At 43.7% G+C, this 23,506-nt stretch carries 20 protein-coding genes; 5 read left to right on the top strand and 15 right to left on the bottom strand.

Annotation, left to right across the window (positions count from 1 at the left end):
• Window positions 1-8 precede the first annotated feature (8 nt).
• Window positions 9-923 (bottom strand): nickel ABC transporter permease, encoded by a 915-nt coding sequence (gene nikB / locus MHH50_RS15720; RefSeq protein ID WP_340033112.1) that lies wholly within the window; start codon window positions 921-923, stop codon window positions 9-11.
• Between the two features lie 305 nt (window positions 924-1,228).
• On the opposite strand from nikB, the gene MHH50_RS15715 reads away from it, so the two are divergent.
• Complete coding sequence (locus MHH50_RS15715) at window positions 1,229-1,882, top strand: hypothetical protein (protein ID WP_248548635.1); 654 nt, start codon at window positions 1,229-1,231, stop codon at window positions 1,880-1,882.
• 137 nt (window positions 1,883-2,019) lie between these two features.
• Here the strand turns inward: MHH50_RS15715 and MHH50_RS15710 are convergent, their stop codons facing one another.
• Complete coding sequence (locus MHH50_RS15710; protein ID WP_340033111.1) at window positions 2,020-5,316, bottom strand: chitinase N-terminal domain-containing protein; 3,297 nt, start codon at window positions 5,314-5,316, stop codon at window positions 2,020-2,022.
• 273 nt (window positions 5,317-5,589) lie between these two features.
• Window positions 5,590-7,509, bottom strand: coding sequence for an AraC family transcriptional regulator (locus MHH50_RS15705; RefSeq protein ID WP_340033110.1), 1,920 nt, complete (start codon window positions 7,507-7,509; stop codon window positions 5,590-5,592).
• Window positions 7,510-7,841: 332 nt separating this feature from the next.
• Here MHH50_RS15705 and MHH50_RS15700 point away from each other — a divergent pair, with 332 nt between their 5' ends.
• A complete protein-coding gene (locus MHH50_RS15700) occupies window positions 7,842-9,020 on the top strand; it encodes a serine hydrolase domain-containing protein (RefSeq protein WP_312151162.1) in 1,179 nt (392 codons plus the stop codon).
• A gap of 131 nt (window positions 9,021-9,151) precedes the next feature.
• On the opposite strand, the gene MHH50_RS15695 is transcribed toward MHH50_RS15700, so the two are convergent.
• The 7 genes from MHH50_RS15695 to MHH50_RS15665 all read right to left on the bottom strand — a co-directional run bounded on the left by MHH50_RS15695 (window position 9,152) and on the right by MHH50_RS15665 (window position 15,761).
• Window positions 9,152-10,099, bottom strand: coding sequence for an ABC transporter substrate-binding protein (locus MHH50_RS15695; protein ID WP_340033109.1), 948 nt, complete (start codon window positions 10,097-10,099; stop codon window positions 9,152-9,154).
• 25 nt (window positions 10,100-10,124) lie between these two features.
• Window positions 10,125-11,174, bottom strand: a complete 1,050-nt coding sequence (locus tag MHH50_RS15690; RefSeq protein ID WP_076307853.1) for an NAD(P)/FAD-dependent oxidoreductase — start codon at window positions 11,172-11,174, stop codon at window positions 10,125-10,127.
• A 25-nt stretch (window positions 11,175-11,199) separates the two neighbouring features.
• Entirely contained in the window at window positions 11,200-12,510 is a 1,311-nt protein-coding gene (locus tag MHH50_RS15685) for an NtaA/DmoA family FMN-dependent monooxygenase (protein ID WP_340033108.1), read from the bottom strand.
• Between the two features lie 208 nt (window positions 12,511-12,718).
• Entirely contained in the window at window positions 12,719-13,516 is a 798-nt protein-coding gene (locus MHH50_RS15680; RefSeq protein ID WP_254848963.1) for an AraC family transcriptional regulator, read from the bottom strand.
• A 155-nt stretch (window positions 13,517-13,671) separates the two neighbouring features.
• On the bottom strand, window positions 13,672-13,956 hold the full coding sequence (locus MHH50_RS15675) for a hypothetical protein (RefSeq protein ID WP_076217679.1): 285 nt from the start codon (window positions 13,954-13,956) through the stop codon (window positions 13,672-13,674).
• 23 nt (window positions 13,957-13,979) lie between these two features.
• On the bottom strand, window positions 13,980-14,339 hold the full coding sequence (locus MHH50_RS15670; RefSeq protein WP_340033107.1) for an iron-sulfur cluster assembly accessory protein: 360 nt from the start codon (window positions 14,337-14,339) through the stop codon (window positions 13,980-13,982).
• A gap of 18 nt (window positions 14,340-14,357) precedes the next feature.
• Window positions 14,358-15,761 carry an MFS transporter gene (locus MHH50_RS15665; protein ID WP_339187058.1) on the bottom strand — a complete coding sequence of 468 codons (1,404 nt, stop codon included), beginning with the start codon at window positions 15,759-15,761 and terminating at the stop codon, window positions 14,358-14,360.
• Between the two features lie 166 nt (window positions 15,762-15,927).
• Between MHH50_RS15665 and MHH50_RS15660 the strand changes: the two genes are divergently transcribed.
• A complete protein-coding gene (locus MHH50_RS15660; protein WP_076281814.1) occupies window positions 15,928-16,611 on the top strand; it encodes a metalloregulator ArsR/SmtB family transcription factor in 684 nt (227 codons plus the stop codon).
• A gap of 307 nt (window positions 16,612-16,918) precedes the next feature.
• A complete protein-coding gene (locus MHH50_RS15655; RefSeq protein WP_340033106.1) occupies window positions 16,919-17,731 on the top strand; it encodes a class I SAM-dependent methyltransferase in 813 nt (270 codons plus the stop codon).
• A gap of 92 nt (window positions 17,732-17,823) precedes the next feature.
• Here MHH50_RS15655 and MHH50_RS15650 read toward each other — a convergent pair whose 3' ends face one another.
• Entirely contained in the window at window positions 17,824-18,015 is a 192-nt protein-coding gene (locus MHH50_RS15650) for a hypothetical protein (protein WP_076130505.1), read from the bottom strand.
• A gap of 70 nt (window positions 18,016-18,085) precedes the next feature.
• Between MHH50_RS15650 and MHH50_RS15645 the strand changes: the two genes are divergently transcribed.
• Window positions 18,086-18,211 (top strand): hypothetical protein, encoded by a 126-nt coding sequence (locus MHH50_RS15645; protein WP_303047864.1) that lies wholly within the window; start codon window positions 18,086-18,088, stop codon window positions 18,209-18,211.
• Window positions 18,212-18,562: 351 nt separating this feature from the next.
• On the opposite strand, the gene MHH50_RS15640 is transcribed toward MHH50_RS15645, so the two are convergent.
• The 4 genes from MHH50_RS15640 to treP form a co-directional block, all read right to left on the bottom strand.
• Window positions 18,563-19,150, bottom strand: a complete 588-nt coding sequence (locus tag MHH50_RS15640) for a DUF1349 domain-containing protein (protein ID WP_076184931.1) — start codon at window positions 19,148-19,150, stop codon at window positions 18,563-18,565.
• A gap of 137 nt (window positions 19,151-19,287) precedes the next feature.
• Window positions 19,288-20,298: a phosphotransferase gene (locus MHH50_RS15635; protein ID WP_076130503.1), complete on the bottom strand. Its 1,011-nt coding sequence runs from the start codon at window positions 20,296-20,298 to the stop codon at window positions 19,288-19,290.
• A gap of 312 nt (window positions 20,299-20,610) precedes the next feature.
• Complete coding sequence (gene treR / locus MHH50_RS15630; RefSeq protein WP_076130502.1) at window positions 20,611-21,330, bottom strand: trehalose operon repressor; 720 nt, start codon at window positions 21,328-21,330, stop codon at window positions 20,611-20,613.
• A 164-nt stretch (window positions 21,331-21,494) separates the two neighbouring features.
• On the bottom strand, window positions 21,495-23,465 hold the full coding sequence (gene treP, locus MHH50_RS15625; protein WP_076130501.1) for a PTS system trehalose-specific EIIBC component: 1,971 nt from the start codon (window positions 23,463-23,465) through the stop codon (window positions 21,495-21,497).
• Window positions 23,466-23,506 lie beyond the last annotated feature (41 nt).

The raw sequence follows: 23,506 nt of genomic DNA, 5'->3' as shown, positions 1-23,506 counted from the left end.
CTAAATCGTCACCGCAGCCTGATTCGCGGATCCAGCAGCAGATGTAATAAATCCACTGTCAAGTTAATCAGGACAACGACAACAGCCATCCATAATACGTAACCCTGAATGACAATATAGTCTTTCGCAAAAATCGCCTCAACGGCATACTTACCAATTCCCGGCCAAGAAAATATAGTTTCAACAATAACGGAACCGCCTAATAGCCCCGCTATGTTAACCCCAAGGAGGGTAAGACTCGGAAGAAGCGCATTACGAAGTGCATGCCGAATGATTATTCTCCATTCCTGCAGCCCCTTAGCTCTAGCTGCTGTGATGTAACGCTTGCCCAAAACGTCTAGGAGACTGGAACGAATCAAGCGGATGTAGACTCCTGCCATACCAAATCCTAGTGTGAAGGCAGGTAGAATGACACTGGATACCCCATCCATTCCCATCACAGGAAATAGCTTAAACTTCACCGCACCATAATAAATCAGAAGCAGACTTAGCCAGTATCCTGGCATTGAAACACTGAGCATTGCACATACTCTTCCCAGTCGATCAAGCATTCTACCCGGATATAATGCAGACCCCACTCCTATCGGCAGGGCAATAAGAATAGCGGACAATACGGAACAGGCACTGAGCAGTATAGTTGCCGGAAAACGACTCATCAGCTCTGTGAACACTGGACGACCGTTGCTGTAAGATAAGCCAAAATCGAGATGGGATACCCGGTTCAACCAGTGAAAATATTGCTTATGTACAGGACCATCCAGACCAAGTGTATGTCTGGTCGCCTCAATAGCTTCCTGCGTAGGTTTGATGCCGTCAGCACGCAGCATGATCTCCGCTGGATCACCTGGTGTTAAATGCATCAGCGCAAAGGTAATGCAAGAGATGCCGAGCAGCACGGGGATGAGCTGCAATAAGCGTTGCAACAAGTATCGATTGATGGCATTCAACTCCAAAATCTTAATCGTAATAATTACGATTATAGCATAATCTTTTTAAATTAATAGTCTTAAATTGATTTATTTTATGTAGGACATAAAAAAATCAACCCCTATTAAATGAGTTGATCTTTAAACATTTGGTCTCTGCACAGTCGCAACTATTTTTCACAATAATATTGTCAAATCCTTAGGAATCATGTCATTATAAGTAGGTTCATATTAAAAATAACAATAAAGGAAGTGTGTATTTGAGTCGGTTCAATCTAGTCCTCATCTATGTTTTATCCATTATGATAGCTTTTCTTTTAGGAATTTACGTGGCCCCTAGCGTTGAAACACGCTTGAATGGGCAGACTGTGGCAAGTAATCCCGTTATCGAAGAAATACCGCCTAGTACCGCAGATAAAGCTGCTATTGCTGCTGAATCCAACACTACTGGATCCAATCCTATTGAATCAGATCCTACTGAATCTTCACCTTCACCTTCCCCGGAAGCCGTTGTCTTGGAAGATATGCCTTCGGACGATGATACTGGACCCGTTGGTGATGACTCTGAAGATCTGTCAGTAGCAGATACCCCATCCGGTCAAGGGATTGGTGCGCCATTAGAATTCAAGTATAGTACGAACTCTGCCGATGCTGTTAAGCTTACTTGGGAAGCTGACAACTTAACTGGAAAAAGGATCAATTATTACACTGCCCACATCAGCACGTTTAATCCAGTAGGCGATCCTTCCAATGATCAGCTGAACGGTAAGAGCAGCTTTTCGCTTAAATATGTGGGGCCGGTTGAGCCCAATGATACTTTATTTATTTTCAGTGATTTTACATATCAGAATACAATACATACGATTATTATTGACCAGCTCACACTTCAATATGATGATGGTACTATCGAGACCTTCGACTATGGTTACGAAACTACCGATGATAGCGGCCTATAATCCACATGATTTGCAGCCCTGGTGCGAACCAGGGCTTTTTGCGAGGCACAATTGAACTAATGGTAATGTAAAAAACGAAGAGCGGCCTGGAATCCGGCGCTCTTCGTTTTTTACTTTTATTGTTACTGTCAGTCTGTTTAGCGGATGACCGTTACCTTGATCGTATCACTGGCAGTCACTCCCGCCGCGTTGACCAGCTCCGCCCGATATTCGTACACACCGGCAGTGCGTCCGCTGATAGTGGTTGCTGCACTTTGTGCCGAAGGCGTATGGGCATTCAGCGGCTGCGAGTCGATGAGCTCCCCGTTCTCATACAGGCGGTATTCTGTAGCGTTAGTCCCCCACCACAGATTCATCGACACCTTATAGGTGCCATCTCCGTCCCAGTTATCTTCGGATAGTATCGGCTTGCCCGGCGCGGAGTCACTTATGGTGACCGTAAGCGGATCGCTCTTGGTCGTGCCATATTTGTTGATTAACTCCGCAGTGTAAACATAAGTGCCGTTCACCTTACCATGAAGCTCTGTACTTGCCGTCTGGGCAGCCGGCGATACATCTTTCAGTGTCTTGGAATCAATCAGTGTGCCGTTCTCATAGAGTTTGTAACTCGTGCCGTTATTACCCCACCATAGGTTCATGGTGACTGTATAGTTACCATCACTAAGTCCATTAGCATAGCTGCTGTTGGAGGATAGCACAGCTTGTCCTGGCTTACCAGTCGCAATCACCTGGCCGCCAATAACCTGGAACGTATTGCTCTTTTCAGTCGTATTGCCGGCCGCGTCATGCACGATGTATTTCACGGTGTGGGGGCCGGCGCCTAAATCGGCGGCGCTCAGGGTCTGGCCTTCGGCAATCGGTCTTCCATCTAATAGAAGCTGTTTCGAGGTGACACCTGACAATACATCGTCAGCAGTCAATTCAAAGGAAAGCTGTGCTCCTTCTTCTACATCTCTCACCTCATGACCGGATTCTTTCAGTTCGGCAACCGGTGGAGCCGTATCAATATTGAGGTTCAGCGTCTTTAGATCTTCCACTTTGCCTTTTGCCGGCACAGCATGGTATGTCAATGTATGCCGCCCATCATCCTTCAGGTCCACAGGTGTACTGTACTCAGCTTCCTTGTTGCCGTTCAGCGAGTAATAAACATTAGCTGTATTTGTATTCGCCTTCAGGGTAACGGTGACCGGCTGGTTAAACCAGCCGGAAGCATTAGGCTCGGCAGAAAGCGTCGCCGTTGTTACCGGAGCCCCCTCTTCTGCTGCTGCGGCGAAGTCATCGAGGCTTCTCGGCTTGAGCTGGTAGATGCCTTTAAAAATTGCGGAAACACCTGTAATATTAAGTTTCTGTCCTTCTGTATAAGGGAAGTTATCCTTAGTAATGCCTGTCCGGGCATCCACGCGCACATGATTGCTTGTCCCGTCGGCATTGACGGCGTCGAATTCAAAGGAGCCGCTTGGCGTAGCGTTGATAATGTTCGCCACGGTCACACCGTTCAGTTGAACCAATTGGCCTTGGTTGGCATCATTCACCATACTCGCCGCAATCGGCTGCGGCAGTGTCGCCGTGCCCGTCTTCGCAATTTGCACTGCTTCTGTCAGCTCCAGCTCTGTGTTGTACAATGCGGTGGACGCTGTTACCTTGACCTTATCGCCAACGTGGAAGCCGCTCTGACTCTGAAAGACATAAACCCCACCGGTTCCATCTTGGAGATAGAAGGACTGTCCGCCGAAGATACCCGGCTCAGTCGTCACGGTCCCCTCCACCGTTACCAGTGATCCGGCTGCCTTAGCCCGGGAGTCGCTGATAGAGATTGTAGCCGGAATGGGATCTTCCTCAGCCGGAAGCGGTTCAGCAGGAACATTGCCCAGCGTCACCGATTCAGTCTTGAGGTTTGTACTGTTCTGGCGGAGGCGCAGATTGGATGCAGCTGTGGTGCCCGGCTTGATCTGGATCGTCAGATCCTTATAGGCATGACCGTTCAGATCAGCTGTCAGATTGAATGAGGAGCTATAGCCGTAGCTGCTTGGCCAGGTACCGTCGCTGTTCTGAATCTTGGCGATTTGGGCGCCGCTGCTTACCTGGTAGACACCTACCTGGAAGCCGGATACGCTTGTGCCTGCAGGAAGATTATCTGCACTCACCCGAATCTGAAAATTCTGTGCATTTGGCAGCACAGCCTGGTGCGTGAAGTTATAAACCGCACTTGCAGTGGCTGCCGGTCCGCCGTAGGAGCCTGCTTTGAAGGTGCTGCGATCATACCATTTGTAGCCAGCATTAGGTTGAGCCCAAGGCTCCGGCTGCGGCTCAGTGGACAGCGCCGGCTCCTCGAATGGCAGCAGTGTTGTCGGCTGATCTAGCGTCAGGCCATTCACCTGGGTGAAATCCGTATAGCTCTCCTGCTCGGCGAGCCAGTTCACGGTGTTAACCAGCAGTGTGGCATCGTCCACTTCCTTGAAGCCATCGTAAGTTGTTTTCTTGGCGCCGGTATCTTCGCGCAGGTATTTCGGTGTTGCATCCTCTACAGGAGATGAGTCACCGATGAAGGCTGCCTTGCCGGCGCCTTTTTTAGCAACTGCCACATAGGGACCTTCTGCCACACCGCCGCCGTTATAGACCCCCTGGTCTACGGCATTGGCCCAGGCAGCATTGGTTTGCGGCAGGTAGACGATACCTTTCGCACGGGTTGGGTCTAGAATGGCCAGCGTGGAACCGGCATGCATAGCTACCGCTGATACGCCCGTTGTAATGCCGAAGGCTTGATCGGGAGCCACGACGTTGGTTGCGTTAATGTCGCCAAGCGCATTGTAGCGGAAACGGACACCGAACTCGTCCGCCAGCCAGTCAGAGCTAACCACACCCTGCATGGCTGCAGAAGCGACCTCATCGGCATTCATGCCTTTAGCTGGATTGTCCCACGCTCCACGGCGGTAGCCGTTGAAAGCTTCTGAACCATCCCAGCGGTTTTTGTTGCGGTCGGCGTTATAATGGTCGCCGATGAAGAAAATACTGCCGCCATCCTCCACATATTCCGCCATCGCAAGCTGCTCGCTTGCTTTGTAGGGCACGTTGGATTCGGCGACGATGTAGACATCATAATCGGAAAGATCACTCAAAGTAATTGGAGTCGTCTTGCGGAGTTCTTTAACATAATAGCCTTCCTGGGCAAGGGCATTCCCAAAGTCTGAAAAAGCGCCGTCAATCACCCAATCGGCTGCTCCCGCAGTCTGCTCATGGGTGTTGTCGAACAGGATCTTCTGGCCTGCATGCTCATTGACGACTTTGGCCTCAATGTACGGCGCAGGATCGTTTGGTCCTTCTGCGAATACCGCCGAACCGGCTCCGAACGTGAACAGCTGAAGTGGTACGGCCACCGCCACAGCTAGAGTGCTGTTCATCAGCCTCTTTTTCCAAACTGAATTCTTCTCCTTCATACCCTTCCTCCTCAAGATATAGTCCGGTGAGTAATTACCATAAATACCCACCTGCTAGACATCTACTATCCTATCTCAAAACAATTAAAAAAAAGATAGATTTATGTAAACTGCTGTAAAAATTATACTTTTGGCCTATAAAACGGGTCGAATATAGAAAGGGTATTATGAAAAAAGTCACAGTTGCTGAGGCTTATGATGAAGGATTGGACTATCGGCATATTAGCAAAAAAAAACGAAACGGATAAATGCTCCGTTTCGCTCTCTCCTAATTTACTGATAACCAAGTAACAAATTCACAATCGTATCAAGCTGAAGCTCTAATGAAAAAGGATCTTCCATTACGAATTCATCATGATAATTATCACCGTACAAATAAACTTTGCCATTTTTCACTGCAGGGATGCCTTTCCATATGTTACTTTCCATTGCTTTATTGGTAGCATCCGCATCGCCATTATAAACAAAAACATAATCACCTAAATATTCTGGAAGCACTTCTAATGAAATCGATTCAAATCCCTCCGCCATATTTTTTGCACTTTCTGTTGGAGGCAGCTGAAGCATATTGTATATAGTGGAAGAACCATAGTTTCCTCCCTTTGCCGCTAAGACGTATACCGCCTTTTGTGAAAACTGAACAATCGAAACGGTTTCCCCTTCCTTGATAACCCCGGCAAGTTTAGACTTTGCTTCAGCTACTTTCTGTTCATATTCCGTAATCCATTCTTCAGCTTCTTTTTCTTTTCCGAATATTTTGCTTACACTCCTAAATTTATCAAGCGGCCCTGCTGTTTTTAACCCCTCCCAATAAGGCAGAAAAACAGTGGTCCCAATTTTCTCATATTGTTCTATGTTCTCATCGATCGAACCGATAATTAAGTCCGGATCTAGCATCGTTAATTTTTCCAGATTTAAAGGGAAATCCCCTAAATCCTCAATTTTCTCGATCGTTTCTTTGGGTATGTCCGCTTTTTCCATCCAGCCTTCATCCAGCATAAACGTTCTTGCTCCGATGGGTACAATTCCTAATTTCAATAAATGCCCCATATATTGGTCAGCCGCCACTCTTTTCGGCTCTGCTGGTACTTCCACATCTCCCTTAGGCGTTGATACTATTCGAGTGTTCGTACTTTCTTCTGATGTTGCTTGATTTACGGTTCCATTCCCATTACTTTGTTCCTTCGTAGCAGTACCCGTCCCACTTGAGCAAGCACCTAATAATAGAGAACCGCAAAGCAGTAAAGCAGCCGTCGTCTGAGATTTTGTCATTTTAAACATATGTAATTCCCCTTTTTCCGTATTATGATAATGATTATCATTATTAATATACTGTTGAACGATGGGTTCAAAAATAGAGGATATGGGGAAGTTTAATGGACTTTCAGCAACTTTTGGCCGCAGTGACTCTTTTGTTCTAAAATGTGCAGGGGATACACCTTTTCTTTTCTTGAAAATTCGGCTGAAATAATATACGTCTTTATAACCAACGCTTGCTGATATTTCCCCGACCGAAGCATCTGTTGTCATTAAAAGCTCTGTTGCAAGTTCAAGCCGAAACCGAATTAAGTAATCAATCGGACTCATGCCTGTGTACTCTTTAAACAAGGATGACAAATGATAAGCACTGAAATTAAATACTTCCGCAAGAGAATCTAATGTAATTGGCTCCGCATAGTACTCCTGAATGTAGGTGATTACTTGGACTGCAACACTGGTCTGTTTCGCCTCAGTCTCTTTTCTATGTAATTCTTTTAAAACCTGATGAATGAATTGATAAAAAAGTGATTTTACGTTGAGTCTCTCTTCTTGCTCGTTCCATTTTTGATACATCAATTGCATTTTGTTATAAAGTAAAATGGGTGCATCAGGGGAAAAACAATATTGTGATTGGAACAGATCCTCCTCTTGAATCCATGCACGGTAATAAATGATATAGTAAACAAAATTCTTACTTGTCGGAACAATATTAAGTATCGCCCCTTTCCCGCTATGCAGGACTTGAAATCCTGTAAAAGAAAATTCAGAGTGATCTAACTGAACTTGAGCGCTCCCTTGTACCGAAAGTAAAAATATACTGGCAGGAATCTTGTACTTATGAAGAATTTCGCCTTGAACCCTTTCAATATGGCGCACATCCAATAACTTGACCGTCGCTTGGTCCCAAAGCAATATTTCATTGCTTTTGTGCATAATGACTACCCCTCCGTTATCTGTCTAATCCTCATCATAAATGATAACCATTATCAATAACAGCTTATTTCGTTTATTTGTCTCTACTACGTTCCTCTTTCAATTGTAGATGGTGGAGCGACATGCGGTAGTCAACCGTTATCGTCTCTTTGCTATAAGTCAATATAATAATAATTCTGTATTGAACTGCGGGAATTTTATATATATTTGTATTTTTTAATTCTGTATATTGATTTGTATGAGATTTCTTTTACTCATGGTTAACAAATAAATACAGGATTAATCTATTACTTGGCTAGTGAAATTTATTTAGAAAAGAGGTTGTTCGGGGAATGCTGGATATAAACACAATCGCCCAATTAAAAGGAACATTAAAAGCGAGTATAAACAATTATGAAATCGCAGGTGCAAGCATTATGGTAATTAAGAATGGTAAAGAAGCTTTTTATCACAATGATGGATTGGCTGATCTTGAGACGGGACGCCCTATTACAAGGGATTCAATTTATAGACTATATTCAATGACAAAGCCGGTCACTGCCACTGCTATTATGATGTTGCTAGAACGAGGAGAAATTGACTTATTTGATCCAATCAGCAAGTACATACCTACTTTCAAGAACCAGTTGGTCGTTAGTTATGGTAAATTAGTTCAGGCGAGCCGTGATGTCAATATTCACGATTTACTAAATATGACATCGGGAATTCTTTATGATGGTCCTGATTTAGCTGGTCAACATTCATATGAACTTTTTCAAGAATTGGACTCCCGTTTGTTAAGTGGAAATCCAATGAGTACGTTGGAATTTGCCAGTCGAATGGGACAAGGTCCTCTATCGTTTGATCCAGGCTCAAACTGGCAATATGGAGCTTCGGCAGATATACTAGGTGCAATTATCGAGGCAGTTAGTGGAATGCGGTTTGGGCAATTCTTGAAAAAGGAACTATTTAATCCTTTGGATATGCAGGATACAGATTTTTGGTTGACAGAGGATAAGAGAAACCGTTTAGCCAAAACATATCAGGATGATGGTGCAGGACGATTGAAACTATACTCAGGAAATCATCTTGGTATCATTCATCAGATGGATCGGACGCCAGCGTTTGAATCAGGAGGTGCGGGCTTAGCATCAACTATTGATGATACAGCTAAATTTACAATGATGCTGTTAAATCAAGGGACCTTTAACGGGGTTCAACTCATGAAACCTAGATCAATTGACTTTTTGACCTCAGCATCATTAACAAATAGGCAACAGAAAGGTTTCGATAATTGGCATACCTTGTGTGGTCACAGCTACGGGAATCAGATGCGTATTATGACTGACCCTGCGAAAGCCGGGTTCATTGGTAGCATTGGCGAATATGGTTGGGATGGTTGGTTAGGTGCCTATTTTACTAACAGTCCTCAAGATGATTTATCAATACTATTTATGGTCCAGAAAAAAGATGCTGGTACTATGTCGATCACGCGTAAGCTACGCAATATAGTGTTTAGTAGTTTAAAATAAGACGAAAGACACGTACGATATGTGAAATCGTGCGTGTCTTTTTTTAAAATATAAAGAAACTATAAAGTTTATCAGCGCGAATTTCGTTTTTATTAATGAATTTTCAACGTAAATGGGATCTACTAATAAATTTATTGTTCAGACGCCAATTGCAGAAAATGATCTGCAGCCAAACGGACAGCCAGGATACTTGCGCTATTGAGTGAGTTATCAAAGATTAGAACATGATTGTTTTTCACTGCTTCCAGTGAGTTCCACACGTTCGAAGTTTCCTTGTCCTTGATGGCTGCCTTTGCGATATCCATATCATGCTGGATAATAATATAATCAGGATTCATGCTGTATATCCCTTCCAGAGAAAGGGCCCCTCCCTCTTCAGGATATCCCTTCGGTGGCAACAACCCGAAGCCTACAGTTTGATTGTAGTACATCGTGTTTTTAGAGCCTTGAGCATTAAAATTAGCTTTTCCGTCGACCCGTAGTAAAGCAAAGGTTTTATTCTCAAGACTACTTAGCTGTTCTTTTGTTTTTGCAATCATTTCTTGGGTTTCCTTAATGGCTTGTTCCGCTAATGTCTCTTTACCAACAATCTGAGCACACAGCATCGTCTTTTTTTCCCAGGTATCGGTGTAGTCAATTAAGATGACTGGTGCAATCTTATTCAACTCTTCATAATTGCTATCAACAGAACCCTTGAAGGTTACAATCACATCAGGCTTTGCTTCCATGATCATTTCCAGATTCGCATTGCTGCTGCCCAAATCAATGATTTCAGCAGTTCCAGCGTAAGGCTGTAAAGTAGCAAAATCCTTCATCGCTTCCGCTGCGTTAGTTGATGCGATTGGAGGCGTATCAAGAGCAAAAAAGTAATCTAAATACAAGGGATGCAGAACCGCTATACGCTCAGGTCGTGTCTTGAGCACCACTCCATTGTCGCTGGCATCCGCAATTGTTCTTGGCCATCCTGCTTCTTCGATCTTGCCAACTTCTGGTGTAGGCGTGACTGAAGTTTCGGAACACCCAGCCAGTAATCCTGCTAGTATAATTAAGGATGCAATCCATCCATATAGTCTTTTCATTTGGCTCCCCCTTGAGTTGTTATCATTACTGTCTGTATAAATGCTTCATTAAATCACGGTTTTTCTGCGTGAACAGGTCATTATGTGAAGACACCATCCCGGACGAATTTGCCTCCGGTGTGATGTATTGTTTGGCTTGGTTTACCGCATTGGCAGCATCCTGGAATGCCCCCGCGATCAGGTGCAGTTTCCCCTCATGATGTAGAACATCCCCTGCCGCATAAATACCCGGCACGGATGTCCCGCTCATTACTGATCCTGAAATCCGGTGTTCCCACAGATCCATTTTAATTTCACTGTTCACCAGCAGTTCTTTGTCGCGCTCATAACCGTGATTAATGATGACCTCATCGACAGACAGCTCAAATCCCTCTCCGTTGTCATTACTTTTTAGCAGTACAGTCCCTATTCTTTCGTGATCCGGTGTGGCAATCAACTTTTCGATTGAAGTATTTAACAAGCACTCTACGCCATTGTTTGCCAAGCGTGAAATATCGGCTTCATGCCCCTTTAAGTTCTCTTTCCGGTACGTCAGAAACACCTTTTTGGCAATCGGAGCCAGTTCATTCGCCCAGTCTACAGCAGAATGGCCGCCTCCCGATATTAGGACAGTCTTCTCTTTAAAGCGGGCAAGTGACTTCACCGTATAATGCAAATTTGTGATTTCGAATCTTTCGGCACCCTTGATTTCGAGCTTGACTGGCTTCAAAATGCCTCCTCCAATGGCCAATATGACAGTTTTAGTGAAATGCTTCTGGTTTGCGGCTGTGTGTAAAATAAAGTAACCTGCTTCATCTTGCGAGATGGATGTGACCTTTTCATTAAAGGCAACCTCCGGTTGGAAAGTCATCCCTTGACCAACCATTTGTTCAATAAGCTGCGAGCCAAGAATAGGCTGTAAGCCTCCCACGTCCCAGATCATCTTTTCCGGATAGACATGCACTTTGCCGCCAAGCACAGGTTGGAATTCTATAATTTTGGTTTTCATTTCACGGAGTCCGCTATAAAATGCAGCAAATAATCCAGCCGGACCGCCGCCAATAATCGTAACATCAAACAATTCCTCTTCATGCATAGTTCAATCGCCTCATTTCTCTTTTTTAAATCCCTAAATGCTCACGGAAAGTGCTACCCGTATATTCGCTCCGGAATAAGTCTCTTTCAACCAGCTGCGGTACCAACTTCTCAAAAAACAGCTCCATAGATTGTTCCGAACCGCCTGGCAGGGCGATGAAGCCATCTATAGACCCCGCTTCAAACCGTTCAATAATATCGTTCAGCACATCCTCGACTGTCCCGACAGATACCCAGTGTGCAGATCCGACAACCTCCGGCCTGTCCAAGATTTCTTTCACTGTAGGCTGGTTTTTGATCATATACCGCCGTATCAATTCGGCATGAGTCCGGCTGCGGACGGCCTGACTGGAATCGGGTGACATATCGGCAGTTACTCGCTTATCTAAGGGATAACCGCTTAAATCAAGACCCAGCACCGATTTAAGCGATGCATGTCTGCGTTCAAGGCTTAAATTCGCATGTGCAGCCTTATGTAATTCAAGTGCTTCTTCGCGCGTATCGGCCAGGAAAAAATATAAGCCCGGCAAAACTTTGATAGCATCCGGATCACGGCCCTGCTCAGCCGCTCTTCTTCTCAGATCATTCCTTAGTTCCACTCCCGATTCGATATCCGGCATTGCAGCAAAAATAGCATCAGCTACAGATGAGGCGAAATTCCGTCCAATATCCGAAGCCCCAGCTTGGAATAGCGGCGGCGTTCCTGACTTGTGAGCAGGCAAAGTAAGCGGCCCTTTTACACTGAAAAATTCCCCGGAATGATTAATGGCAGTCACTCTATCCTTATCCGAAAACATACCTGACTGACGGTCGATAACAATCGCTTCATTCGGAAAACTCTCCCAAAGCTTGCATACAACATCCGTGAACTCCATAGCCATGGCATATCTCTCTTCCGGTGACGGCATGGGTGAGGCGCTGAAATTATCGGCGCCTTCAATAGAAGTGACAATATTCCAGCCGGCGCGTCCATTGCTCAGCCAGTGTAAGGACTGCAGCTGCCTTGCAACAACATACGGCGGATTAAAAGTAGTGGAAATCGTCGTTACCAGTCCGATCCGCTCGGTTTCACGAGCTATCGCTGCAAAAAACAATGCAGGGTCTGGGCTGCCGAAATTTGAGGAATCTCCTAACATCTGCGGGCTAACATACAGATAATCAGCTCTGAAAAGAAAATCGAGCTTTGAATTCTCAGCCATTTTTGCCAAATCAATATAGTAATCAATAGACTCCATCTTTTCAACTCTGCTATCCGGGTGCCGCCAACCGTCTCCTTTCATCCAGGTTGCATTTAAGGACAGGCCAATGCATAATTGTTTGGGTCTTTTTTCTGTCATATCTACCAGCCTTTCATTTATAAACCAATTTACTGATAATGATTCTCAGTTACAAAGGTGAGTTTATCAAAAATTTAAATAAATTCAAATGTACAAATCTCAAATCCAGCATGCATCATTATTTAATCTAAATAAAAAAAGTCTGCACTTCTGGCTTATCACCAGTAGCTGCAGACGTAGTTCAAGTACAAGAAGCTCATTATGTACATTATTTATAGGCAGAGGGAGAAACACCGAATTTCTTTTTGAATAATCGGCTGAAATATAGTGGATTGTCATAACCGACACGGTCAGCAATCTCGCGGATAGGAAAATTACCTGCTTTGAGTAATTCACAGGCCCGTTCCAAACGATAATTAACGACATAGTCGATGGGTCGTAGTCCCGTATATTTATGAAAGAGGTAAGAGAAGCGGTTGGCACTCATTGCATGCTGTTCCGCTAACTCACCGAGTGTAAGTGAATTCATATAATGAAGTTTAATATACGCAAGGGCTTCGTCTACCATTCTTTGATTCGGAGAACGATCGTTCTCTCTGTAACTGCACGCAATCAGAACCTGGTGCATCAGGCTTAAGAACAACTCCTTGATACGCAGCTTCCCAATTTCTCCGGATGGATGGGCATTCTGATGGAGCATAATTAGTAATTCAATAATTTTTAGATTCGCTCCCGGCTCCAGCTTGAAATGAGAGTCAAATTCGTGAGTACTATTCAATTCTTCCGGCATATCCAATTTATAAAAAAGGGAGTAATACTCGAGCTCAGATTGTCCTATAACCTGCGAATCCATCTGCATGCCCGGAGCAGCATGAAAAACTGATCCTGGCCGTAATTCATATACCGTTCCATTCACACATATTCTGGCTCCCCCGCGAATGATAAATAGAAATCCATGCTTAACGGTGGTGAATTCACTTAATAAGCTTTTGGGCTGGATGACTAAGCGGCTTCTATCTTCTATTTCATAGACACCTTTAGTAAATGCCTTTGCTAATTTGTCCAAATTTATCAATGCTCTGCACCTGCTTCCTAGCACCATGCTTCTTATAAAAATCAGATCCAATTCTGATATTTATTTAAAACAGTATAGACAATAGTATGCGAAATTGCTAGAAGTGTAGTAGATATTCTACTGTACACTGCAACCCAAGAAGATGCTCAGGAGATTTTGCTTGAAAATATGCCGTTTTCATTACAATCAATTTGAAGAAGTTCATCCTGTAAAATCCAAACATCAGTTTTTTCAACAAAGAAATGAAATCCGCCAATGGATTGAACCCATGCGGGATCGATCGGTGTAGCACTTGCATTAATTCCAACAGTGAAAGCATCAGAGCCTCCACCGGCATATTTTGCATAAATTCTTACATATTGCCCCTCTTCCAAACCCCATTCATTCTTAAATGAATCCAATGCTTTTTCGGATACTGCAAATGATATCATTCCTCTTCTCTCCTTTCTGCTGTTTAATCACATTTTTTTATTTCGCCACGATAATTGGCCATTCTGAAACTGGCTCCGCATCCACATGAAGCTTTTGCATTAGGGTTATTCATAGTGAATCCGCCTACCATTCCACTCTCTTCATAGTCAATTTCAAGCCCGTCAATATATGGAATACTATTCGGGTGAACCAATATACTAAAATTTTGTTTATTTAATATAATATCCTCTTCTGCTTGCTGCTCATCCACGACTAGGGTATAGGATAGTCCACTGCATCCCCCTTCATCAACACCCACTCTTAGAAATGGATTTCGGATATTCGCACTTGATAAGATTTCGGCGATTTTTTCTGATGCTTTGTCACTGACCTCGATGATCATTGTGAACTCCTCCTTCGTTTATTTGTTTTTCAAACCTAAAGATTGGATACCCGTTCCTATCTGTTCAGCTACTGGTGAGATCCGAGTGCTCGCAAATAAACTCATTACAATCAACAAGAGATGGAAACCCATTGCTACAATTAATCCGGATTGGAGTGACATTCCGCCAGCCTGACAAACCACAAGGATGGAACCGCCGATCCCGATAACTACACCGGGTGTAAAAGAATCCGCAAATTGCAGATTAGCCGAGGTGTTGCCGACACCTCCTTCTCCTGTCTGAGAAAACGCCACAACACCGCTAATCGGATGCGCCAATCCAATGCCGATTCCAGCGATGATCTGTCCAATAACTGCTACGGTAACGGTCACAACGGGTATCCAAAATACGATAGTAATCCCTATGGCAAGCAGCAATACACCCAGAATAATTCGCGTATGCCGTCCACGGCCCTGATCTGCCGAATCCCATCGTCCTTGCAGATACGCTATGACGCACCAACTCAACGCAGCACTCGCTACAATCAATCCGGCCTGAGAAGGCGTTATTCCTTTCACATCGATTAGAGCCAATACCAAGAAATTCTGTGTGCTGGTATAGGCAGCGAAGAACAGCCCACGTGTTGCCAGAATAGCTGGCATGCCTCTTCGAAGCGTAAGAGTTCCCTTCGGTAGCAGTTTGCGGAGCGGAAATATCATAAGTACTAAGCCGATAATGACTAAAACAAATCCCATAATGCTCGGAAGCATGCTTAGACCAACTAAGAAAATCCCTGTACCCATCGTTAACAGTAACGCATTCCAAGTTGATGAAGCTCCGATATCCCCTTGCGTCTTCGGTGTTTTTAATTTCGTGAACGCAGGTAAACTAAGCAGTGCTGAAATCATCAGGATCGGTAATATTCCCCAGAAAACAAACCGCCAGGACCACTGATCTGCGATAAGACCTGCAACGTATGGACCGAGCATGGACGGAAGAACATAGGCCGTACCAAATGCTCCGAGTATTTTGGCGCGTAATTTATCCGGGTAGCTTAAGGATATTGCTGTGTACACACAAGTCATCATAGCTCCGGCACCCAGACCCTGCATGGCCCGTGATCCTATCATGGTATACATATCGCCTGATGTTGCGGCAGCAATCAACCCAACGATAAACAAAAGAAGTGCGATAGTGAACGGTACTGCAGGTCCTCTTCTATCTATGATTCGACCGACGACCAGAGTTCCGATAATCTGCGCAAGCAGATACGTACTGAATATCCAGCCAAACAGGCTAAGGCCGTTCAAATCTCCAGCAATTGAAGGAGCAATGGTGGTTACGGACAGGCCTTCGAATCCAACGGCCATCACTGACAGAATAATACCTATGGATAGTGCAAAATAACGTGGGCTGAAAATACTTTGATGATTAGACGACATGAAATGTGACCTCCAAGAAAATTGGTATGTATACATCGTATCCGGACACTTAGTAAACATTTTTGTTTATAATGTCTAAGCTACAGTTCAGCTTTGACTTTGTCAACATTTTTGTTTAAAATGTAGTCTATGATGTAGATTTAGTTGCTTCAAAAGGAGGTGCACCTTGAGCCGAAATCAAACCAAAAAGGATGTCTCAACCAAGACCCGAAGAGCGATCATTGATCTGTTAAAGCAGCAAGGGGGAATGGATGTTATGGCACTCTCCTCCCAGTTTTCGCTATCTGGAATGGCTATTCGTCAACATTTGAATGCGCTGAAAGAAGAAGGGCTGGTTACTAATAAAGAAGAGTCCCGTCCCATGGGGCGACCCACCAAGCTATGGATCTTAACACCCGCGGCCGATCGGTTTTTTCCAAGCGGATATTCGGATTTATCCGTCAGTCTGATTCATTCCATGAAAGAAGCTTTCGGAAATGAGGGGCTGGACAAGCTGCTGGCTGTTCGAAATAAGAATATGCAAGAACAATATCTTCAGCATCTTGGTGATACAGCAGACGTTAGAGAGAAGCTGGAGAAACTGGCCGAGATTCGAACAAGTGAAGGGTATATGGCCGAGGTTAAGGAGCAGGATGATGGCAGTCTTTTATTCATTGAGAAACATTGCCCGATCTGTGAAGCTGCTGCTGTATGTACCGGGTTATGCAAAAATGAGTTACATCTATTTAAAACTGTTCTAGGTAATAATGTTCATATTGAACGGGGGGAGTACATATTAGCGGGAGGAAGAAACTGTGTTTATACGGTTAGACAAAATAAGCTCTTGTTTCCAAGCTGCCATGCCGAATGACCGCGCCACTAAGGGAAGGTGTTCCCGTTGAAATATTCATAATTTGAAGTGGTACCCTGCAGCGGTTTTACATATTGTAACAAATTCGTGGGGCATAACTTTCCTTTTCTGATACGGTCATATCATGCTTTATTTCACAAATAGGAGTTTTAGTGGAAAATTATGGATAGTTAAGTTCATAGAAAAATGATAGATTATTCTATGTTAATCCCTCAGCTTGTTCGTGTTCGATATATGTTATTGGGATTACGCGCAAGTCGGGAGATATGTTTAGGTTTATATAATCTATATTTGGGCGGGTGTCTGCATGGACAAAAATTCTGGTTATAGAACAAACGTTATAGGCGCTGGTGAGGTTGGCGTCGCCATCTCGGTCGATATGGATACGAATACTATTCATGAAACAAACAGCTTATTTTGGGATACAAAAGGAAATGAAGTTTTAGGAGCTACTGCACTTCCTCTTTATGGAGCATTTGTATCGGAAGAACAATGCCAACTTTTTGGTGATGTCTCAGGGAAAAAGTTGCTGGAGATAGGCTGTGGAAGCGGTCAATCTTTGCAATATCTGGGTGAACGAAATGCATCTGAACTATGGGGTACGGATATAGCAGAGAACCAAATCGAAAAGACTAGGCAACTTTTGACGGAGCACGGTCTTTCAGCAAAATTGATCTGCTCACCCATGGAAGAAGAATGTGGCCTGCCAGAGGATTATTTTGACTTTGTATATTCGGTCTATGCCATAGGCTGGACAACTGACCTTGAGGGTACTTTTAGCCGGATTGCCTCTTACCTTAAAAAAAATGGATCATTTATTTTCAGCTGGTCTCACCCTATACACAAATGTGTTGTTGCAGAAAATGATATGCTTGTTTTTAAAAAATGTTATTTCGATGAATCTTGGTATTCAGTATCTCTTGATGAAAGTACGCTAACTTTATCGGATCGTAAATTATCAACTTATGTGAATGCGCTATCTAAAGCTGGATTTGTTATTGAGCAAATGATTGAGCAATCTGATGATGAACTTATGCAGTCGCGGGACGATAAAAGCGATTTTGCAAAAAAAGCAAAGATGCTTCCTGTAACTTTTGTAATTAAAGCAAGAAAACTCTAGCATCTGATACCTATTGAACAACCTTACAACGTAAAAATTATTTTTCTAAGCCGATCCAGAAAAGGATCGGCTTATTTGATAGCTTTTTAAGATCAATCTTGTCTGTTCTCAACAGATTTCATGCGGTTTTGATCATCTGGCACTCGGTCATTACTGAATTCCTGGCCTGCTTCTGCTTCACCATGACCGGAAGCACTTCGGGCAAAATTTGTGAACTGCCTCTTCTGCTCATCCAGCTTGTGTTTACTTTTAAGAAGCTCCTGCGGATCTTGATTTGTCATCATTATCACCTCGCAAAATAGATTCATGCTGTTTATTCGCACTACATAAGTTTTCCATAATAGGGTGGTGCTTATGCAAGATAAAAAAACTCCTGCTCACCATAAGCAGAAGTTTCTAAATGAAGTTCTAGTTAACGAAAAATATCAATTATTTTATGCAAAACAAGGTATTCCAAAACAACAATCCCACCGCAAATGAGTATAAAAAACTGAAGCCTTGCCGTATTCATTCTATCCTTCCAATACTCTCCCCGGAATAATGAAATGATGTTAGGTGTAAAAGTATGCCTAATCGATTCGCTATAATCATCTTTATTCACGAAGAACACGCGAAATAAAAATTTATATACTGGAATATTTAAGAACAGTAATAAAATGATCATCACAAGACTCAATGTCCTCGCCTCCCAAGATCCAATTATCCTAATTTTACCACATGGATAACTATAGAAATCGCAAACTGATGACAACTTTATAGCCGCTCATAAAAAAAGACCTTCCTTTTAGGAAGGCCCTTTTGAGTAATATTCACTTTCAGCTGCGTAAACGACTATTTATGCTCCAACCACTTACACTCTGTAATTTCCATTTCGGTGAAAACACCTTTAAATGAAGAATTCTCTGGGCTACAAGCATATAAGCCAAAATTTATTTCCTCATTCCCTTCAAACAAATGAAAAATACGCATCTGTTCAAATATAGTCCCGTCCAAAGAGCTTTCAATACAGAAATCACTTTCGCGTCGACTTAGTCTATAATACATAGTTTTAATGTTTGCATCGATATCAGTTGTTGCCCAATCTGAATATCCGTGATTTGTAACCACACTTCCAAGTCTTTGGAATTCCTCATTTTCATATTCTACCGATGCCTTGAACCAATTATCACTGTCCTGATAGATGACTATCCCACACTGCTCGTATCTATGTGTACTATCATAATCTGTTCTTACTATAAATGAAAAATACTTCTCAGCAGTTTTCATTAACAGTGCAGGTGAATTATCATTTCTAAAACCATAATAGGTTCGTTGCCAAAAATCTGTATTCGGCATCGTTACAAATTCAATCCTGTTTTCTGTAATAGAATAATCATTGATTGGATTTATCCAAAAAAGCTGTTCTTTATCAAAGTTCATTGCTCTACTCCTCACTTTTTATAAAGTTTTGTCAACCATTTTCATTGCTAAGATTCCAAATACATTTTAAACAGTTTTCAGCAGTTCATCCTAATAATACCATTTGAAAAATATAACGCACTACATTTTCTAATCTTTTATTTTGAAGTATCCAGAGAATTAAATAAAAAGGTTGTCCCGTTTACATACGCTCTCAAAATCGCTTGAGCATATGGCTGCTCTTCAATCAAACCCTCGGTCTCTAGCGGATTCTCTGCATGAAAGCTATAGGCTTCGATTATTGCCATGACTAAGAAGCACTCTAGCTTCATTATATATTCATTTTCCAGCTTCCTGATTCTCTGATATCCTTCGACGAAATAAGCTCTCTGTGTTGGGTATAATCCCATAATAGCCTGAGCTATATCGTAAAGATGATAGCCGAAGCCACACCTGCCAAAATCGATAGGATACGGTTCATTATCCCGAAAAATGACATTTCCATTATGTAAGTCCGCGTGGATCATCCCATAATTTTGTTCATGTCTTGTGAACGTTTCGAGACATGTTGCCACTTTAGTGGCGGCTGCGGAATATAACTTAAAACCCTCATCCGATATGAAATGTTTGCGATGTAGACTTAGGTGATCCCAGTCCCGTTTAAAGCTCAGTACACCCCAAGAAGGGCGAGTAAAACCGCTGGAAGGACTAAAATCAGAGCTGGCCTCATGAAGCTTTGCCATCAATGATCCTATTTTACGGATGCCCTGCTCCGTTAGTTCGCTTTTGTCTACATGCTTTCCCTCGACCCATCTCATTAAGCTCGAATAAAACCGTTGTCCGTCACACACCGACGCTTCCGTAATAAAGGTCCCTTCACGATTGATTACAGCTTCGGGCAAGAGGAGGCCCTTACTCTTCAAAGCGAACAACCACTCAATTTCTGAAATGGTTCCTTCGCGTTGTTTGTTATCCGGGTGAATGCGGAGCAAGAACTGTTCCCCCACATCGTTTACAATGCGGAAGGTGACATGTTCGGATACTTGAATGAAGTGAATGGAGTTCCAGTCTATTTCATATTCCTGTAAAGCATGAAACGCCGCTTGTTTTACTTGCCTCAGAGTTCGGTGTCGGTTCTCCTCAGTATTGATCCGAAAGCCATTATTCATTGCTTATCTCCTTTGTCTACCATACTTCCATCATTTTAACAGTCTAGACGGATAGCTGTAATGATAAAGAATGAATATGAAAAGAGTTTTCTCTTTTTGACTCACCTATAAAAATAGGGAATTCATTGCCACTTAGGCATGAAATTCCCTACTCTTCAAATCTAATAAGATTCTTCTACAAGCGAAATTGCAACAGGTTCTGCTGGCCCTCATTGTTCGCTCCCCATATCCATACGTTTTCATCGCTTTTCAGAGCCATGCTATGCAAGGCACCAGCGGATACACTGATAACTGGGACACCCTCGGATCAGCTTATCGCCTCACCCTTCGAGCAAAATCCACGAACTGGAATTTATCCAGCCGGTGTCTAGACTCGGTATATTGGTAAAGCACCGTGTTCTCCAAATACACATAGTTTCGTACTACTACAATATGCGTAAAATTCTTCAAATCGAGCAGTCTATGATCCTCCTCAGTAGAAGGCTCAACGGATATCAGCTTCTTCGCATAACTGATCTTAAGCCCCAATTCCAGCTCCAGATATTCATAGATTGAGCCTTCCGCGATTTCCTCACTCAGAAAGGAAACAATATCCGCACGAAAATAATCCTTATCCAAAATGATCCGTTCACCTTCAATTTCTCTGGCGCGAACAACCTTCCAAATCAGAGTTTCAGGTGGAATCTGCAGATGTCTGGCGATTGCGGAGCCTGCCGGCTCTTGTATCGTCCGCTCTACCAGTGTCCGTGAGGCAGTACCCAGGGTATCGGCCATCTCTTTAAATGAAATCAAACCGGTAACAGGGAAATCCATTCGGGTCATGTCAAGCACAAAGGAGCCTCTGCCCTTAATTTTGTGAATATATCCTTCACGGAAAAGTAGATTCAGCGCTTTGCGCACGGTCTCTCGTGAAGTGGTGTAAGCTTCGGCGAGTTCACTTTCGGAAGGCAGCTTGGTTCCCGGCAGCAGTTGTCCAGAATGGATTTGGTTGCTGTATTCATTATAAATTTGCAAATATTTATTTTCTCTCAATTTTGATCACCGCCCTTTATTGTATCACGTCATGCCTTTGGAAGCATCGATTCAATTGGAAGGGAATTTATAGCGTTGAACATATAAATTCTTATATTTATAGAAAAACAGCCCCCAAGGGGCTGTCTTTCTAAAGTATAAAGTCTTTGCCAATATAGCCTTTATCAACCCTTGAGATGAATAGTCAAGATGCTTGTTTGTTTGGCCGTAGCTGGTCCGGTCTTCTCCTCGATCTTCTCGACCATCTCCTGACCTGCAGGAATGATGATTGGAGTAATCACCGGGTAACCTGCTGCGCGGATAGCTTCCATATCAAATTCTAGTAGAAGCTCTCCTGCTTGCACCTTATCACCAATATTCTTCAGGCTGGTAAAACCGCTACCTTTAAGCGCCACCGTGTTAATTCCAACGTGGATTAATACCTGAACACCGCTGGCATGCTCCAGTATAAGCGCATGTTTGCTCTTAATCACATGGGCTACTGTAGCATCAAAGGGAGCATATACTTTCCCCTCAGAAGGTTCGATTGCAATTCCCTCACCCATTTGCTTTTCAGCAAAGGCAGGATCGGGCACCTGTTCCAGCGATACTGCAGTTCCACTAAGCGGGGAGACAAGCTCCAGAATATTAACTGATTCCTGTGACCCTTGAACGGAATGACGGCTACTCAATTCCTCTGGTTCGCTCGTAGTACTAGAAGCCTCTGTAGCTGTGTTCTTTTCGGAACGACCCACTACAGAACGTCCGTACAATACTGTGGCGGCAAATGGCACAACGAGAACAATAACCATGCCAATAAAGAAAACGCCCCACTGATTCGGGAAAATCGAAAGGAAACCGGGAATTCCCCCTACGCCAATGGATGAAGCTCGAACCTGGTTAACGGTAAGGAGCATACCGGCAATTGCTGAGCCGATCATCCCGAAGATGAAAGGATAGCGATAGCGGATATTCACCCCAAAGATTGCCGGTTCAGTCACGCCGAGGAATGCAGAGACGGAAGACGTAGCCGCCAAACCTTTTGCCTTTTGTTCTCTAACAACGAACATCATCGCCAGTGCCGCAGCGCCTTGCGCAATATTGGAGAGCGCCAGCATCGGCCAGAGGAAGGTGCCTCCCTCACTGCCGATGAGCTGAACATCGACTGCCAAGAAAGTATGATGCATCCCAGTGATGACCAGAAGTGCATAGAATCCACCATAGATTAAACCACCAAGGAGCGCAAAATGATCAAATACATAGATCAAACCCGAGGTGATAGCATTGGCAATGGCGAACGTAACGGGTCCGATAATGGTGAAGGCCAGAAAACCTGTAACCAGCAGGGTCACTGGAGCAACGACCAGTAGTTTAATGGAATCAAGCACCCGGCGGTTGAGGAACTTCTCCAGTCTAGCCAGAATATAGGCCGAAACCAGTACAGGCAATACTTGCCCCTGATAACCGATCTTCTCCAAATGCCAGCCGAACAAATTCCAGGTCGGAACGGTTCCCTCAGTTGAAGCACTTGCATAACTGTAGGCACTTAATAGATCCGGATGTACGAGAATGAGACCCAGCACGATTCCGAGCAGAGGACTGCCTCCGAAACGTGTAACAGCTGCCCAACCGATAAGGGCTGGTAAAAAGGTGAAGGCTGTGCTGGCAATCGTGTTAATAATCGCAGCAATGTCTTTCCATGCAGGATAGACATCTACCAATGACTTACTATCAAAAAAGATACCAGGTCCGGTCAAAATATTATTAATCCCAAGCAGCAAACCTGCGGTTACGATGGCCGGAAGAATCGGAATGAAAATATCAGCCAGTGTTTTGATCGCCCGCTGCAGTGGATTCTGTTTCCGTGCTGCCGCTGATTTCACGTCATCCTTGGAAGAGCGGGCACCACCAGTGATCTGAATCATTTCATCGTATACTTTATCTACAGTTCCTGGTCCGATAACGATCTGGAACTGCCCTTGCGTAGAGAATTGTCCTTTTACGAGTTCGTTACGGTCCAGGGCTTCCGAATCCACCTTGCTCTCGTCATACAGCGAGAATCTCAGCCGGGTTACACAATGCGTCGCAACCTCAATATTCTCCTTGCCCCCAACCGCCCGTACAATATCTTCAACATTTTTGCGGTCTATAGCCATATCTTCACTCCTTACAAAATTGATGTGTGCTCCTTCTCAAG

The organism is Paenibacillus sp. FSL H3-0302, assembly GCF_037982245.1.
GTDB classification, from domain to species: Bacteria; Bacillota; Bacilli; order Paenibacillales; family Paenibacillaceae; genus Paenibacillus_AQ; species Paenibacillus_AQ odorifer.
This window is presented reverse-complemented; position numbering and strand designations above follow the sequence as displayed.

What these genes read in the sequence shown, in the direction of transcription:
- MHH50_RS15645 (WP_303047864.1), top strand. Translation starts at nt 18,086, where the DNA reads ATGCAAGATAAAAAAACTCCTGCTCACCATAAGCAGAAGTTTCTAAAT.
- treP (WP_076130501.1), bottom strand. Translation starts at nt 23,465, where the DNA reads ATGGCTATAGACCGCAAAAATGTTGAAGATATTGTACGGGCGGTTGGG.
- MHH50_RS15705 (WP_340033110.1), bottom strand. Translation starts at nt 7,509, where the DNA reads ATGCACAAAAGCAATGAAATATTGCTTTGGGACCAAGCGACGGTCAAG.
- MHH50_RS15690 (WP_076307853.1), bottom strand. Translation starts at nt 11,174, where the DNA reads ATGCATGAAGAGGAATTGTTTGATGTTACGATTATTGGCGGCGGTCCG.
- MHH50_RS15670 (WP_340033107.1), bottom strand. Translation starts at nt 14,339, where the DNA reads ATGATCATCGAGGTCAGTGACAAAGCATCAGAAAAAATCGCCGAAATC.
- MHH50_RS15650 (WP_076130505.1), bottom strand. Translation starts at nt 18,015, where the DNA reads ATGATGACAAATCAAGATCCGCAGGAGCTTCTTAAAAGTAAACACAAG.
- MHH50_RS15640 (WP_076184931.1), bottom strand. Translation starts at nt 19,150, where the DNA reads ATGAACTTTGATAAAGAACAGCTTTTTTGGATAAATCCAATCAATGAT.
- MHH50_RS15675 (WP_076217679.1), bottom strand. Translation starts at nt 13,956, where the DNA reads ATGATATCATTTGCAGTATCCGAAAAAGCATTGGATTCATTTAAGAAT.
- MHH50_RS15655 (WP_340033106.1), top strand. Translation starts at nt 16,919, where the DNA reads ATGGACAAAAATTCTGGTTATAGAACAAACGTTATAGGCGCTGGTGAG.
- MHH50_RS15665 (WP_339187058.1), bottom strand. Translation starts at nt 15,761, where the DNA reads ATGTCGTCTAATCATCAAAGTATTTTCAGCCCACGTTATTTTGCACTA.
- MHH50_RS15685 (WP_340033108.1), bottom strand. Translation starts at nt 12,510, where the DNA reads ATGACAGAAAAAAGACCCAAACAATTATGCATTGGCCTGTCCTTAAAT.
- MHH50_RS15635 (WP_076130503.1), bottom strand. Translation starts at nt 20,298, where the DNA reads ATGAATAATGGCTTTCGGATCAATACTGAGGAGAACCGACACCGAACT.
- MHH50_RS15715 (WP_248548635.1), top strand. Translation starts at nt 1,229, where the DNA reads ATGATAGCTTTTCTTTTAGGAATTTACGTGGCCCCTAGCGTTGAAACA.
- MHH50_RS15710 (WP_340033111.1), bottom strand. Translation starts at nt 5,316, where the DNA reads ATGAAGGAGAAGAATTCAGTTTGGAAAAAGAGGCTGATGAACAGCACT.
- MHH50_RS15700 (WP_312151162.1), top strand. Translation starts at nt 7,842, where the DNA reads ATGCTGGATATAAACACAATCGCCCAATTAAAAGGAACATTAAAAGCG.
- MHH50_RS15695 (WP_340033109.1), bottom strand. Translation starts at nt 10,099, where the DNA reads ATGAAAAGACTATATGGATGGATTGCATCCTTAATTATACTAGCAGGA.